10 protein-coding genes are annotated in these 16,572 nt (G+C 41.2%); 6 read left to right on the forward strand and 4 right to left on the reverse strand.

All coding sequences use genetic code 11. The annotated features are described in order from the left end of the window. Positions 1-4 precede the first annotated feature (4 nt). Positions 5-2,353, forward strand: coding sequence for a family 20 glycosylhydrolase (locus IR173_RS00110; protein WP_237037678.1), 2,349 nt, complete (start codon positions 5-7; stop codon positions 2,351-2,353). 89 nt (positions 2,354-2,442) lie between these two features. On the opposite strand, the gene IR173_RS00115 is transcribed toward IR173_RS00110, so the two are convergent. Then, positions 2,443-2,652, reverse strand: coding sequence for a hypothetical protein (locus IR173_RS00115; RefSeq protein ID WP_237037679.1), 210 nt, complete (start codon positions 2,650-2,652; stop codon positions 2,443-2,445). 141 nt (positions 2,653-2,793) lie between these two features. Between IR173_RS00115 and IR173_RS00120 the strand changes: the two genes are divergently transcribed. The 5 genes from IR173_RS00120 (at position 2,794) to IR173_RS00140 (ending at position 12,658) form a co-directional block, all read left to right on the forward strand. After that, entirely contained in the window at positions 2,794-3,279 is a 486-nt protein-coding gene (locus IR173_RS00120) for a PepSY-like domain-containing protein (RefSeq protein WP_237037680.1), read from the forward strand. Between the two features lie 59 nt (positions 3,280-3,338). Continuing rightward, positions 3,339-4,655, forward strand: coding sequence for an NAD(P)/FAD-dependent oxidoreductase (locus IR173_RS00125; protein WP_237037681.1), 1,317 nt, complete (start codon positions 3,339-3,341; stop codon positions 4,653-4,655). Between the two features lie 101 nt (positions 4,656-4,756). After that, a complete protein-coding gene (locus IR173_RS00130; RefSeq protein ID WP_237037682.1) occupies positions 4,757-6,424 on the forward strand; it encodes an AMP-binding protein in 1,668 nt (555 codons plus the stop codon). Between the two features lie 130 nt (positions 6,425-6,554). Next, positions 6,555-9,785: a UvrD-helicase domain-containing protein gene (locus IR173_RS00135; protein WP_237037683.1), complete on the forward strand. Its 3,231-nt coding sequence runs from the start codon at positions 6,555-6,557 to the stop codon at positions 9,783-9,785. A 2-nt stretch (positions 9,786-9,787) separates the two neighbouring features. After that, a complete protein-coding gene (locus IR173_RS00140; RefSeq protein ID WP_237037684.1) occupies positions 9,788-12,658 on the forward strand; it encodes a PD-(D/E)XK nuclease family protein in 2,871 nt (956 codons plus the stop codon). A 196-nt stretch (positions 12,659-12,854) separates the two neighbouring features. Here the strand turns inward: IR173_RS00140 and IR173_RS00145 are convergent, their stop codons facing one another. The 3 genes from IR173_RS00145 to IR173_RS00155 form a co-directional block, all read right to left on the reverse strand. After that, a complete protein-coding gene (locus tag IR173_RS00145) occupies positions 12,855-14,312 on the reverse strand; it encodes a sulfatase-like hydrolase/transferase (protein WP_237037685.1) in 1,458 nt (485 codons plus the stop codon). Positions 14,313-14,381: 69 nt separating this feature from the next. After that, entirely contained in the window at positions 14,382-14,792 is a 411-nt protein-coding gene (locus tag IR173_RS00150; protein WP_237037686.1) for a hypothetical protein, read from the reverse strand. A 98-nt stretch (positions 14,793-14,890) separates the two neighbouring features. Continuing rightward, positions 14,891-16,330, reverse strand: a complete 1,440-nt coding sequence (locus tag IR173_RS00155) for a tagaturonate reductase (RefSeq protein ID WP_237037687.1) — start codon at positions 16,328-16,330, stop codon at positions 14,891-14,893. Positions 16,331-16,572: the final 242 nt, after the last annotated feature.

The raw sequence follows: 16,572 nt of genomic DNA on the forward strand, positions 1-16,572 counted from the left end.
TTACATGAAAAAACTTTTTACTACGGTGTGTGTAGCCGCTACTCTCGGCTTACTTACATCATGCGGTACACAGACCGCACCGGAAAGAAGTTACAATGAAGGGATAAACATCATCCCAATGCCGGCTTCTTTGCAACAACAGGAAGGTCGCTTCCTGCTTTCTTCCAACACTTCTTTCTATGCTCCTACACCGGAGGCCAAAACTATTGCAGAGTTCTTCGCTGCCAAATTGAAAAATTCCACAGGATTTAATCTTGCAGTGGCTGATGCTGAAAAGGATGGCGGAATCTCTCTCCTCATCGATCCTGCTATGGAGAGAAATGAGGAAGGCTACCGACTGGATGTTACCCCAAAAGGTGTCAAAATCCAAGCTAAGACTCCAAAAGGTGTCTTTTATGGTATGCAAAGTCTTTTGCAATTGCTGCCTGCTGAGGTGGAAAGCCCTTCAGTTGTCAAGAACATCGAATGGAGTGCACCTTGTGTAAGTATCGATGATGCTCCACGTTTTGCTTATCGTGGTATGATGCTTGATCCGTGTCGTCATTTTATTCCGGTAGAAAATGTGAAAAAACAGCTTGATGTATTGTCTTTGTTCAAAATCAATACGTTCCATTGGCATCTTACTGATGACCAGGGATGGAGAATCGAAATCAAGAAATATCCAAAGTTGACCGAAATAGGCTCTAAGCGTATTGATGGAGAGGGCACTGAATATGGCGGTTTCTACACACAAGAGGAGATAAAGGATATAGTGGCTTACGCTGCCGAACGTTTTATTACAGTTATTCCTGAGTTGGAAACTCCGGGACATGAACTGGCTGCTATCTCGGCCTATCCCGAACTTTCTTGTAAAGGTCAGCCCACCACTCCACGTATTATTTGGGGTGTGGAAGATATTGTAATGTGTCCGGGAAAAGAAGACATGTTCAAATTCCTGGAAGATGTTGTTGAGGAAATGGTTCCATTGTTCCCCGGCACTTATTTCCATATTGGCGGTGATGAATGTCCTAAAAGCAGCTGGAAGCATTGTCCGGCTTGCCAGGCACGCATCAAGGCTGAAGGCTTGAAAGCTGATAAAAATCACACGGCCGAAGAGCGTTTGCAGAGCTACGTTATCCAGCGTATGGAGAAAATGCTTGCTAAACACGGCAAAAAGATTATCGGATGGGATGAGATTTTGGAAGGTGGTTTGAGTCCTGAGGCCACTGTAATGTCATGGCGCGGAGAGTCTGGAGGTATTGCTTCTGTTTTGCAGGATCATGATGCCATTATGACTCCGGGCGGAAACGGTATGTATCTTGATACATTCCAAGGAGATTCAAAGATTGAGCCGGTAAGTATCGGTGGTTATACCTTGTTGGAAAAGGTATACAGCTATAATCCGGTGCCCGATACATTGGTTACCTTGGGTAAGGAAAAATACATAAAAGGTGTACAAGCCAACCATTGGTCGGAATATATGTATAATACCGACATTATGGAATATCGTATGTATCCGCGTATGTTGGCAGTTTCTGAAATTGCATGGACTCCATTGGATAAAAAGGACTACAAGGACTTTGAACGTCGTATCAACAATGCTTACGTCCGTTTGGATGGTCATGATGTCAATTACCATATTCCACAGCCCGAACAACCGAACGGTTCTTGTAACTTTGTGGCCTTTGTTGATTCCACTTCATTGACATTCAAGACTACACGTCCCGAAACAATGGTTTATACGCTGGATGGTACTGACCCTACACCTTCGTCTACTCAATACACAGAACCGATTAAAGTGACAGAAACCACTACATTGAAGATTCGTACCGTTCTTCCTTCCGGAAAAATGAGTCCGGTTCGTAACATCACTGTAGAAAAACAGACATTGGCTCCTGCCAAAATGGTTGAAAAAACGACTCCGGGGCTGAAGATGAAGATGGCTGACGGCACATTCTTTAAAGCAAGTGAATTGGATAAGGCTACAGACTGGAAGGAAATGACTGTGAAGTCTCTTCGTGATATACGCAGTCAGGTGGAATCTACTGAAAGTATGCGTGGCGTAAAACAATACGGTGCTGTCGCGACCGGATATGTAGACATTCCCGAAGATGGTGTGTACTACTTCACCACAAACAATGACGAGGTATGGATTGACGGTAAACTTCTTATCAGCAATGAGGGTGAAGTGAAACGTTTCTCGCGCAATGACAAGTCAGTAGCATTAGCTAAAGGTTTACACGAATTGAAAGTAGTGTTCCTTGGACACATCATCGGTGGATGGCCTTCATTGTGGGATGATGCTTCCATCTCAATTCGCAAGGCGAATCAAGAGAGATTCACTCCTATCAAACCAGAACAATTATTCTATTAATATAGATAGCACAGTTTAGGCACGGATACCCACGGATTCTCTTTATTCTTTTCAATGAGATTCGTGTATTCCGTGCCTAAAATATATTCTCAATTCTTTGGAATCGGCTTAGACCACACTTCCTCTTTAGTCAATTTATCTATAACTGAAATAATTCCTCCCGGGAAGTCCTTCACATAGCCTTTTCTTTCTGCCAACATATCTTCCGCCATCCGAATGGCTTTCTCTTTGTTTTTCAAATTAAAGCCTTTATAGGCTGAGTCTTGTTCGTCTCTGAAATAAATATCGTATGTCTCCATTATTTGTTCATAGTTTTAAATTGGGGTGCAAAGATATAATTTCTAATGGATATAGAGCTGAATAAAATTATATTTTAGTTCCCCATAAACAAAAAAAGAATATCCGCTGTTCTATCCATTGTATTTGACAACTATCGTATTATGATAAAAATAAGATATTATATCCTGATAATCATTTGTTTGGCATCGCAAATAGGTGTTGCTGCGACACCTTCCGCCTTTTATTCAGCGTTAAAAAAGATATATCCTTTGGCTACTGATGTCGAGTGGTCACAACAGGGGAACTACCATACGGCTGAGTTTGTACAAAATGGGTTCGACACAAAAGTGTGGATGAATACCAATGCTCAATGGGTAATGACTAACACCGATTTGCAAACTGCCGATCAACTGCCCCCCGGTGCTTACAATGCTTTTACATTCAGTTCCTTTTCACAGTGGACGGTACAGAATGTCTTTTTTATCGAGTTTCCCAAACGCCCCGCTGTCTATGTCATACAGGTAAATATGGATAACTCTGATGCTACTTATCAGCTATTCCTAACGCCCGACGGACGAGTGTTGCAAACAAAGGACGCAAGCTATAACAATACTGCTATCACCCCTTCTGTTTTCGATTTTATATAGAGAAAGACGAAACATTGCACTTCGGTTGTTTGTTATTCTTTATATAAAGAATAACAAATATGACTGAACAGATAACTAATATCCCCGACCGGGGAAATAAAAAAAGGATTGTCATTGTAGGTGGTGGCTTCGGTGGACTTAAAATAGCTCGTAAACTAAAAAGACAACCGTTTCAAGTCGTGCTGTTGGACAAGAACAATTACCATCTATTCCAGCCTCTTCTCTACCAAGTGGCAACAGCCGGAATAGAACCCAGTGCTATCTCGTTTCCTTTTCGAAAAATATTCAAAGGATATCCTGATTTCCATATCCGCATCTGTGAAGTAAATGAAGTACTTCCTGAGGAAAAGAGAATACAAACATCTATTGGAACTTTGGACTATGACTATCTGATTATAGCTACCGGTTGCTATACTAACTACTTTGGCAATAACAATGTGGCACATAGTACCATGTCTCTCAAAACTACGGCTGAAGCACTTCACAATCGCAATCAGGTATTGGCAAGTTTTGAGAAAGCCCTTAATATCTCTGATCCCGAAAGGCGTAAGCAACTGATGACATTTTCGATTGTTGGTGGTGGTGCCACTGGTATTGAACTGGCAGGTGCTCTTGCCGAAATGCGTAAGTTTATACTGCCTCATGATTACCCTGATTTAGACCTCAGTCTGATGCGTATAATTCTTATCGACGGCGCATCCCGCTTGCTCTCTGCCTTTTCTCCCGAATCTTCCGAAGAAGTAAGGAAATACCTCGTTGATTTAGGAGTGGAAATATATTTGGGAGAACAAGTGAAAAGTTATGAGAACGGTGTTTTGGGACTGAGTAGCGGTACTTCATTAGCATCAGACAATGTATATTGGGTAGCCGGTGTAAAGGCTAATAGTCTTCCCGGCCTTCCGGCAGGCAGCTATGGACCGGGTAACCGCTTGAAAGTTAATGTTTATAATCAGGTGAATAGCTTTAAGGATATTTTTGCTATAGGTGATACGGCTCTGATGATTTCGGAAAAATACCCCAAAGGACACCCGCAGGTAGTGCAACCCGCCATCCAACAAGCAATGAACTTACTAAAGAATCTGAAGAATATGGAACAGTGTCGTCCACTGGTGCCTTTTGAATACAATGACAAAGGATCGATGGCAACTATCGGACGAAATAAAGCTGTAGTGGAATTGCCAAGAATTCGTTTTGGGGGATTTCCGGCATGGGCCGTGTGGCTCTTTATCCATTTGATGAGTATTGTAGGAGTGAAAAACAGACTTTTTATCTTTATAGATTGGATGTGGAGCTATTTCACTTATGATCCTTCATTGCGGCTTATTATTAAGCCCCACCCTTTGACAGAGGATGAAGAAAAGAGCGAAGTTGAGTGAATGACGTTAAATTAATGTAAAATGCTATTGTCTATTCCTATCTCATAGGCTCATTTTACTACTTTTGCGCACACTTGCCTCTAAATTGTGCAAAAGTTATCATGAAATTAGAACAAAGTTTTATCGCTCTTATAGAGCAAAGCATAAAGGCAAATTGGTATTTGAACGCTCTGACTGACTACAAAGGTGCTACGCTTCAATACCGGGATGTCGCCCGAAAGATAGAGAAGATTCACATTATGCTGGAGAATGCTGGCATCGTGCAAGGAGATAAAATAGCCATTTGCGGACGTAATAGTGCCCATTGGACTGTTACTTTTCTTGCTGTTATGACGTATGGTGGTGTGGTAGTACCCATTTTACATGAATTCAAGCCCGATCAAGTGCATAATATCGTCAACCATTCAGAAGCGCGGCTTCTTTTTGCTGGTGACCAAGTGTGGGAAAATCTGAATGAAATGGTAATGCCCCATTTAGAAGGTATCATTGAATTGAAGGATTTCGGTCTGGTAGTCTCTCGTTCGGAGAAGTTGACTTATGCCCGCGAACACCTTAACGAAATGTTCGGCCGCAAATTTCCATGCCGTTTCCGCCCCGAGAATGTGTCATACCGCAAAGAAACTTCGCCTGAAGAACTTTCAATAATCAATTATACATCTGGCACCACCGGATATTCCAAAGGAGTGATGCTCCCCTATCGCAGCATTCTTTCAAATGTATTGTATTGTACAGAAAAGATTGGAATCAAAGCAGGTGACAATGTCGTGTCCATGCTCCCATTGGGACACGTATTCGGCATGGTTTTTGATTTTCTTTACGGTTTCACTGTCGGTGCACATCTGTGGTTTCTTACTCGTATGCCGTCGCCCAAAATCATTGCAGAATCTTTTGCTGAAATTCGTCCAAGGGTCATTTCATGCGTACCGTTGATTGTAGAGAAGATATTCAAGAAAAACATTTTGCCCAAGGTGGATAATAAATTAGGCAAGCTCTTGCTTCATGTCCCCATTATCAGTGACAAAATAAAAGAGCTGATACGCCAAAAGGCAATGGAGGTATTCGGTGGAAACTTTATAGAGATAATCATTGGAGGAGCACCATTTAATGCAGAAGTCGAAGCATTTGTCCGCAGTATTAATTTTCCTTATACCATTGCATACGGCATGACAGAATGTGGCCCTATTATCTGTCATAATCATTGGACGGAATTAAAACAGGCTTCTTGTGGTACGGTGGCAGCACGTATGGAGGCTAAAGTTTTATCTCCCAACCCGACAGAGGTGCCGGGTGAACTGGTTTGCCGAGGGGCTAATGTGATGTTAGGTTATTATAAGAATGAAGAAGCCACCGGTCAGGTGATTGATAAAGACGGTTGGCTGCATACGGGAGACATGGCAGTGATTGATTCTGAAGGACACATTTATATCAAAGGTCGTTGTAAGAATCTGTTGCTCACAGCTTCCGGACAGAACATTTATCCTGAGGAGATAGAGTCAAGACTCAACAATATGCCATACGTATCGGAATCTTTGGTTATTTTACAGCAAGACAAATTAGTGGCATTGGTTTATCCTGATAATGATGATGCTTTTGCACATGGGCTTAAACATGCCGACATCGAAAGAGCCATGGAGGAGAACCGCATTGAATTAAACAAGCAACTGCCTGTTTACTCACAAATTGCGCGTTGTAAGCTCTATCCGGAGGAATTTGAAAAAACAGCGAAAAAAAGTATTAAAAGATTCTTGTATCAGGATATCAAAGAATAGTTTTTCTTTCATTTTCCTTATCCGATAGAATGGGGAATATTTTCATTAGGAAGTATACGGAATTAAATGGCGGAAGAAATTGCATACTTCACTGCTTTATATTTTCTTTGCAGCAACTAAAAAAAGCAATATGAAGAATTCCCCTGAATTATTGGTCTATAAAGCCTCTGCAGGTTCGGGTAAAACCTTTACACTGGCAGTGGAATATATAAAATTATTAATACTGAATCCTCGGGCTTACCGTAATATCTTGGCAGTAACCTTCACGAATAAAGCTACTACTGAGATGAAAGAACGCATTCTGAGTCAACTGTATGGAATCTGGATAAATGATAAAAACTCCAGAGCTTATTTGGAAAAGATAACGGAAGAACTCGGTATGCCTGAAGAGCAGATTTGCACAGCAGCTGCTAAAGCTCTTCATCTGATGATACACGATTATAGCCGCTTTAGGGTAGAGACCATCGATTCATTCTTTCAATCGGTAATGCGCAATCTGGCACGCGAATTGGAGCTGGGGGCCAACCTGACTATTGAATTGAACAATATGGAGATATTGAGTGATGCGGTGGACTCGATGATTGAAAAGCTCAACCGTCAATCTCCTGTCCTTTATTGGCTATTGGAGTATATCGAGGAGCGCATTGCTGACGATAAACGTTGGAATGTATCAGGAGAAATCAAGAACTTCGGACGGAATATCTTTGATGAAGGATATATAGAAAAAGGTGACGGACTGCGCCGGAAGTTGCAAGACAAGGACTGTATCAAAAACTATCGCCGTACGCTGCAGGCAATCGAAACGGAAGCACTGGAACAGATGAAAGGTTTTGCCGACCAGTTTTTTGGGATATTGGAAAGTAATGGTCTGACTATAGACAGTCTGGCCAATAAAAGTAAAGGAATATCCGGCTATTTTAGCAAATTGCAGATGGGAAAGTTGGACGATAGTCTTCGCAATGCGACGGTGGAGAAACATCTTGCCTCTCCTGAAAACTGGTCTTCAAAAAGCTCGCCTAGCCGTAATGCTATTACCGAGCTGGCAGCTGCGGAACTTATCCCCTTATTGCAGACGGCGGAAGAGTTCCGAAGTAAGAATAATATGTTGGTCAACTCCTGCCAGCTTTCTCTACGCTATGTGAACAATGTACGATTATTGACAAATATCGATGAGGAAGTGCGCCGTTTGAATTACGAGAACAATCGCTTTCTGCTTTCGGATACCAATGCGTTACTCCATAATCTGGTACACGACGGTGACTCTTCTTTTGTGTTCGAAAAGATAGGAACTACGATTCGTAATGTAATGATTGATGAGTTTCAGGATACATCCCGAATGCAATGGGATAATTTTCGTTTATTACTGTTGGAAGGACTTTCGCAAGGAGAAAACAGCTTGATTGTAGGAGATGTGAAGCAATCTATTTACCGTTGGCGTAATGGAGATTGGGGTATCTTGAAAGGACTAAAAGACCATATTGAGGCATTTCCCATCAATGTGAAGACATTGACTACCAATCACCGGAGTGCAGGAAACATTATTGAATTCAACAATAAGGTATTTACTGCTGCCTGCCACACTTTGAACGATATTTATAAATCTGAACAAGGAGAAGAGTGTGAAGATTTGAAAGAAGCATATATTGATGTGTGCCAGGAAAAAGATAAAGACCCGGAGGGGGGATATGTCAAAGTAACTTTCCTGACGGAAAAAGAAGATGTAACTTATGCTGAGGATACTTTACAGCAGTTAGCAAATGAGGCTCAACGATTGGTGGCAACAGGTGTACGACTGAAGGATATCGCCATTTTGGTGCGAAAGAATAAAACCATTCCGTTGGTGGCCGATTATTTTGATAAGAACACACCTTACAAGATTGTATCGGATGAAGCTTTCCAGTTGAATGCGTCATTAGCCATCTGCATGATAATAGATGGGTTACGTTATCTGTCCGACCCTGAAAACCGCATTGCAAAAGCACAACTTGCTGCAGCTTATCAAAATGAAATACTGAAGAACAACATAGATTTGAACACGCTGTTGCTAAATGATATAGATGAGTATTTACCGATTTCCTTCATCAAGCAGCAGGAGAAATTGAGATTAATGCCATTGTATGAACTGATGGAAAAGTTGTTCGGTCTGTTTGAAATGTCACGCATCAAGCAACAAGATGCCTATCTTTGTGCATTCTTTGATGCCGTTGTGGAATATTTACAGAATAATTCTTCGGAGATGTCCGCCTTTATCACTTTCTGGGAGGAGACACTCTTTCAAAAAACGATACCTTCAGGCGAAGTGGAAGGTATTCGGATTATTTCCATTCATAAGTCGAAGGGGTTGGAATATCACACAGTACTTCTCCCCTTCTGTGACTGGAACATGGAAAAGGAGCGCAGCTTGACGCACCTGATGTGGTGTGCACCCAAAGCGGTACCGTTTAACGAGCTCGATATCGTTCCTGTCAATTACTCCACAGCCATGCAGCAGTCTATTTACAGGGAAGAGTATTTGAATGAGCGATTGCAGTTGTGGGTGGATAATCTGAATTTGCTTTATGTAGCGTTTACCCGTGCCAAGAAGAATCTTATTGTTTGGGGTAGAGACGGATTGAAAGGTACTGTTTCGGAACTGCTGCAACAAGCTATGGAGCAGATGGATGTTCCGCAACAAGAACATGACAGTATCCATCAGGAAGAATCTGAAGGCGATGCCAACACTGATACTCCCGATAATGTTGTGTATGAAATGGGTGCGCTCTGTTTATCAGAAGCAAGGAGAGCGGATGACATCACCAAAAATAAGTTACTGGTAAACCCTGAGAAGATTTCCCTCCATTTGGAATCGTTGGAGAGTAACATTGAGTTTAAACAGTCCAATCGTTCTGCCGAGTTTATCCGCGGAGAAGAAGAAACCGGAGAGAAATATATTCGGCAGGGACAGTTACTGCATAATCTGTTTTCAGTGATTCGTACACAGGATGATATTCCCTCTGCCATCGAGCGGCTTCGTTTTGAAGGAATCATCGAGTCGGCTGAGCAAGAGAAGCAAATCAAGAAATTGACCGAATGGGCTTTGAATCATCCGCTAGTGAAAGAGTGGTATTCGGGCCATTGGGAACTTTATAATGAATGTGCTATTATATATAAGGAGAATGGCGAATTGCAGATGCGTCGTCCCGACCGTGTGATGATGAAAGACGGCAAGGTGGTAGTAGTGGATTTTAAGTTCGGAAAAAAGCGCACCGATTATCATAAGCAGGTACGCGACTATATGAGCTTGTTGTCTGATATGGGATATGAGAATATTCGTGGATATCTGTGGTATGTATTTGAAAATGAATTAGTGGAGGTAAAATAATCATGGAAAGCTTTTTAAAACTCGTAGCAACAGACTTATATAATCGTACTCAAGGTGACTTGGCGCATACTGCTGTGGTGTTCCCTAACAAACGTGCCGGCTTGTTTTTTAATGAACATTTGGCGGAACAGTCAGACGCACCAATTTGGTCACCGGCTTATGTGAGTATTAGTGAACTTTTCCGTAGCCTTTCTACATGGGAAGTGGGAGATCCGGTCAAGTTGGTGTGCGAACTCTATAAAGTATTCCTTCACGAAACTCAGAGCAAAGAAACTTTGGATGATTTCTATTTTTGGGGGGAGATGCTTATCAGTGATTTTGATGATGCTGATAAGAATATGGTGGACACTGATAATTTGTTCACTAACCTGCAAGACCTGAAAAACATCATGGATGATTATACCTTTCTCAACGATGAACAGGAAGAAGCTATCCAACAGTTTTTTCAGAATTTTTCTATTGAGCGCCGTACGGTATTGAAGGAACGGTTTATCTCCATGTGGGATGCTTTGGGGAATATTTACAAAGGATTTCGTGAAGTGCTTTCATCTCAGGGAGTTGCATACGAAGGGATGCTTTACCGCCATGTAATAGAGCATCTGGATGTAGAGGCATTGCCTTATGAAAGATATGTATTCATAGGCTTCAATGTACTGAATAAAGTAGAGCAGACCTTGTTTAAGAAGTTGCAGGAAGCGGGTAAAGCCATTTTTTATTGGGACTATGATGAGTTTTATATGAACTCCCATCCTCATGGGAATCCTGACGAACCACATCCTCATGAAGCCGGAGAATTCATTCGCCGCAATTTGCGTGATTTTCCTTCTCCCCTGCCCGCTGAGTTATTCAACACGCTGGTCCGGCCCAAAGAAATCCGTTATATTGCCGCACCTACCGAAAATGCACAAGCCCGTTATCTTCCGACATGGATACGTGAAAACCTGACAAGGCAAGAGAAAGAAACTGCTGTTGTCCTTTGTAACGAAGCGTTACTCCAACCTGTGTTACATTCGTTGCCTGATGAAGTGAAGCATGTCAATATCACGATGGGATTTCCTTTATCGCAAACCCCTGTATATAGCTTTCTTACATCATTGCTGGAGTTGCATACTCACGGATATAACCGGCATAGCGGGCGTTATACATACTTGGCGGTTGTTACTCTGCTGAAACACCCTTATACACGCCAATTGAGTTCCAATTCTGAACTGTTGGAAAAAGAACTGACCAAGCATAATCGTTTTTATCCGTTACCCAGTGAATTGCAGAAGGATGAATTTCTTACTCAATTATTTGCTCCGCTATCCGGCAGTAACCTAAGTTTGTGTCTCCGTATATCTGAAATATTGCAGCAAATAGCCAGCATTTATCAGAATAAAACAGGAGAAGATCTTTATCGTGAGTCACTTTTTAAAGCATATACCACAATCAGCAGATTCCGTACTCTGATAGAAGAAGGAGAACTGACGGTTCAGCCGGAGACATTACGGCGTTTGTTGGTTAAAGTATTGTCGGCTACCAATATACCTTTTCATGGAGAGCCGGCCATCGGAATGCAAGTAATGGGAGTACTCGAAACACGTAACTTGGATTTTCGCCATTTGGTCATGTTATCGGTTAACGAAGGTCAGCTACCCAAATCGGGAGGAGATTCTTCTTTTATCCCTTATAATTTACGTAAAGCTTTTGGCATGACTACCATTGAGCACAAGATAGCCGTTTATGCTTACTATTTCTATCGGCTTCTGCAACGTGCCGAAAAAGTTACTTTGTTATACAATACCAGTTCCGATGGACTCAATCGTGGAGAATGGAGCCGTTTTATGTTACAATTCCTGATTGAATGGCCTCACCCCATTATACGCCAATATTTGGAAACAGGACAATCACCGCAAGGTACACTTTCCATTACCATTCCCAAAACACCGGAAGTAATGAGAAAAATGCAAAGCGTGTTTGATGTCCGTGTTAACAAAAAGGCCAAATTCTCTCCTTCGGCACTTAATTATTATTTGGATTGTCCGCTGAAATTCTATTATATTTATGTAGCAGGCCTTTCAGCTCCCGAGCAAGTCAGTGCAGAAATAGACTCTGCCACTTTCGGAAGTATTTTCCATTTGGCAGCCGAGAATATTTATAAGGATTTGACGGCACATAACAATGTTATTAATAAAGAGACATTGGAGGCGCTTCTTCATAATGAGGTAAAACTGCAGGATTATGTAGATGCTGCTTTTAAAGAACTGTTCTTTAATGTACCCCAAAATGAAAAGCCTGAATACAATGGTGTACAGTTAATAAATTCTGCTGTTATCACAAGGTATTTGAAACAATTGCTGGAAAATGATTTGTGCTATACGCCCTTCACTTTCGTGGGTTCCGAGCAACCAGTGCAGGAGGATGTCGAAATTAGGACTCCGAAAGGTATTATAAAATCGCGTATTGGAGGTATTATCGACCGTTTGGACAGTAAAAACGGTACATTGCGAATTGTAGACTACAAAACCGGTGGTGATGCGGACACTCCTCCTAATGTGAAATCTCTCTTCACACCAGACAAAAAGCGCTCCAATTATGTGTTCCAAACATTTCTTTATGCTGCTATTATGTGTCGAAAACAGCCATTAAAGGTTGCTCCTTCCCTGCTTTATATTCATCGGGCGGCAACAGAAACTTATTCTCCGGTCATCCAAATGGGAGAACCTAGGAAACCAAAAGAACCTGTGGAGGATTTCAGCATATATGAAACAGAGTTCAGAGAGCGATTGCAGGTGCTGCTGGAGGATATATTTAATCCGGAAATACCTTTTACTCAAACGGAGGTCGTAGAAAAATGCACTTATTGTGATTTTAAGGCATTGTGCAAACGATAATATTAGTGATGATTGTTGGTTTGGGGTCAAAACATGGATAATGCTCTCGTTTAGTTTGTAGGGGCGAGGTTCGCTCGCCCGAAAACAGTTTGCTTTGTGTCTTCGGGCAGGCAAACCCTGCCCCTACAGCTGACGATTGGATAGGCCATTTTGTTTTGACACATTCCCAAACTTGAGATTAGTATATCCGACCTGATTAGGGGGCCACATAAAGTTTTAGTGATTCATCCCAGGAAATCATTCCTGGTTTGCCCCACCAATAGAAATCATCCAGATTACAGAAATCATTGTTCTTTTTCATTTCTTCTTTTAGTAATCGTTTATATGCATTCTTTAAGAATGCATAAGCCGGCATCTCAGCAAGATTTACCATTTCCCATGGGTCTTCATTTAAGTTGAAAAGCTGTTCTTTCTTCTCTCCCTTTATATTATAAATGATATATTTCCAACCGTCTTTCACAAGACCGCGCTGAATACTGTTGTAGGCAAGAAAGAGATGGTCACGATGTGTATTTTCTTCTTTTTTCATCACCGGTAGCAATGACTTTCCTGTTACGGAAGATGATGGGCGGATGCCTATCAAATCACACAGGGTGGGATATACATCCGATAGATAACAATATACATTCCGTTGGGTCCCTTTTTCTATTCCAGGTGCGGAAATAATCAAAGGAATACGGACACTGTGATCATATAAATTCTGCTTGCCTAACAAACCGTGTTGGCCTACCGCCAAACCATTGTCGGAAGCAAATACTAGAATTGTATTGTCAAGTTGTCCGCTTTCTTGTAGTGCCTGTAATACACGGCCTATCTGAGTATCTACTTCACTAATCATGCCGTAATAATCTGCTATCTCCTTTTTTATGGCTTCTTCAGTGCGCGGAACAGGTATTAATACTTCATCCCTCACATTCATGTCTCCCGTATCAAAAGGATGGCGCGGCAGAAAGTTGATAGGCAATGCAATAGTATCTGCTTCATAATGTTTACCGTAGACAGGATGTTTCAATCGGGGGTCGTGGGGAGAAGTAAAGGCCACGTAAGCAAAAAAAGGTTGTTTGCCGTTCTTCTGTTTCTTTAGGAAATCAACGGCTGCATCGGCAAACATCTCGGAGGAAAATTTATCACCGGTAAACTTTTCCCGATATTGTCCACTTGGGTCGTAATGATTCAGGCGGGGTTCTACATGGCCATTTGTTTCATAAGTGTGCATCCCTCCGAAGAATATATTTTCTCCGTCAGAAAAAGAGCGGTTGAAGGATGCGAAATCTGAGTGCCATTTTCCGGTTTCGAAAGTAGTATATCCATGTTGGCGCAGCAGTTCGGGTAATGTGATGTGTTGCTCAGGAATCACCTGACCATCCTTTACTATCTGAAAAACTCCCCTGCCAGTCATAATCATGGCACGACTGGGCATAGAGAGCGCACCTCCCAGCGAGCCGTTGGTATAAGCAGACTGGAACGAGATGCCATTTTGGTAAATGCGGTCTATATTGGGTGTACTTACTTGCTCACAACCATTGTGATGAATGCAAGTACGTTGCATATCATCCACTAAAAGAAATAAAATGTTGGGCAACTCCTTTTTCGATGCTCCCATGCAGGTAACGGTATATAATAATGCTCCTACGGAAAACAGTAACTTTCTCATAGATAATAGATTTTATTTTATGTTTTAAGATTATATCAGTTAAGCAAAGATTTCTTTCTGATGATTATACTAACGAATGGGAACGGCAGGATGATAGTCTTGAATAGCATTTAAAATGGCGTTGACATCAACAGTATGCCCTTTAATTTCAAAAAAGTTGTGATGCATTTTACCGTCGGAATATCTTACTATAATAGATCTTATCTCTGCATTCTTTGCCATTTTTCTCTCTATCTCTGTGATATTGGTCAAGGGGAATTTTCTTGTTTTTCCTAATCCGGGCCTGTAGATAAAACTGTTCGGTGTAATGGTGTAAGTGAAGTGCCCAGCCAAGAATGTAATGATAGCATAAATCAGCCACATAATTCCTAATTCATATTTCTTTGTCATGCCGACATATACTGTTGCAAATATGAGGATGAACGATATCGGTATCCATACCCATAAAGGTTGCTTGGTTCTGAATTCGTATTTTTCCATTTTATTTCGTATTTGATTTATACAAAAATAGGGAGATTAGGTTAAATAACCAAACCTCCCCATAGGAATTTATGAACGATTTCTAACAATTAATCAAATTAGAGAATGGCTTTTACAGTTTCCAGCATACCTTTTTCTTGGATTGAATCAAGATTGGCTTTGACAGCCTTTGTAAGTCCCGGAATCTTATTCAGGTTTTCACCCCAAATGGAAGTTGCTTCCAATACACCTTCGGCAACCTTTCCTGTGTCACCGGTAGCCCAGAGCTCTTTTAAGAGTTTCATAATTTCAGGAGCATCATTGGGAGTGATTTCTGCACCGTCCATACGAACACCACCCTTATAATAAGTGATGATGGCGGCTAATCCCAAAACTAAACCTTGCGGCAATTCACCTTTGCGGTCAAGGTATACTTTCAATCCAGGCAAATCGCGAGTTTGATATTTAGGGAATGAATTTAGCATAATAGAAGTTACCTGATGATCAACGAACGGATTATTAAAGCGCTCCAACACATCTTCGGCAAACTTTTTCAGTTCTTCTTTCGGTAAATTTAATGTTTCCATTAACTCATCAAACATAACCTTGTGAATATATTTGCCGATTATTTCATGCTGGCAAGCGTCACGCACAATGTTGATGCCTGACAAATATGCTACGGGAGATAACACTGTATGCGGGCCGTTGAGCAAAGTCACTTTCCTTTCATGGTAAGGAGCTTCGGAAGGAACGAACAACACATTTAATCCGGCCTTATCAGCTGGGAATTCTTTTGCGACTTCTTGAGGGGCTTCAATCACCCACAAATGGAAAATCTCTGCTTGAACAACCAGATTGTCATCATATTGCAGTTTTTCTTTGATGGCAGCGATGTCTTTACGAGGGAATCCCGGAACGATGCGGTCTACCAAAGTGGCATATACCCCACACGCTTCTTCAAACCATTTCTTAAAGTCTTCACCCAAATTCCACAATTCAATGTATTGGTAGATGGTCTCTTTCAGTTTATGACCATTCAGAAAAATCAGTTCACAGGGGAATATAATCAGCCCTTTACTCTTGTCACCGTTAAATGTCTTATAACGATGATATAATAATTGTGTCAGTTTGCCGGGATAAGAAGAAGCAGGAGCATCTTCCAATTTACAAGCCGGATCGAAAGCAATACCGGCTTCTGTCGTATTCGAGATAACGAAACGCATTTCCGGTTGCTCTGCCAATTTCATGAATTCATTATTCTGAGTATAAGGGTTTAATGCCCGGCTGATTACATCAATCTTTGTAAGGCTGTTCACAACTTGCCCTTTATCCAAACCTTGTAGGTTGACATGATAGAGACAGTCTTGTGCATTTAGCATATCAACCATGCCCTTGTCTATGGGTTGCACCACTACTACACTGCTATTAAAGTCTGCTTTTTCGTTCATATTGTAGATAATCCAATCTACGAATGCACGAAGAAAATTACCTTCACCAAATTGAATAATTCTTTCGGGGCGTTGTGCCTTGACGGATGTTTCCTTGTTTAATGCTTTCATACGATACTAATTATTAGATGTGTTTATTTATACCCTGTGGAGATTATAGAGATTTATGGTATACTCATAGTATTATAGAATAGCATCAAATGGTAATATTTATTTAATTTATCATTTGCCATTCGGAAAGTAAGCATTTAAAATCTTTAAATCTTCGCTGCAAATATACGAATTATTTTGTTATTCCAAATAAAATTTCTACTTTCGTGTTCGATAACGGTTAATAAATCTAAATGAACGTT

Source organism: Phocaeicola faecalis, from assembly GCF_021730445.1.
In the GTDB taxonomy this organism is placed as follows: Bacteria; Bacteroidota; Bacteroidia; order Bacteroidales; family Bacteroidaceae; genus Phocaeicola; species Phocaeicola faecalis.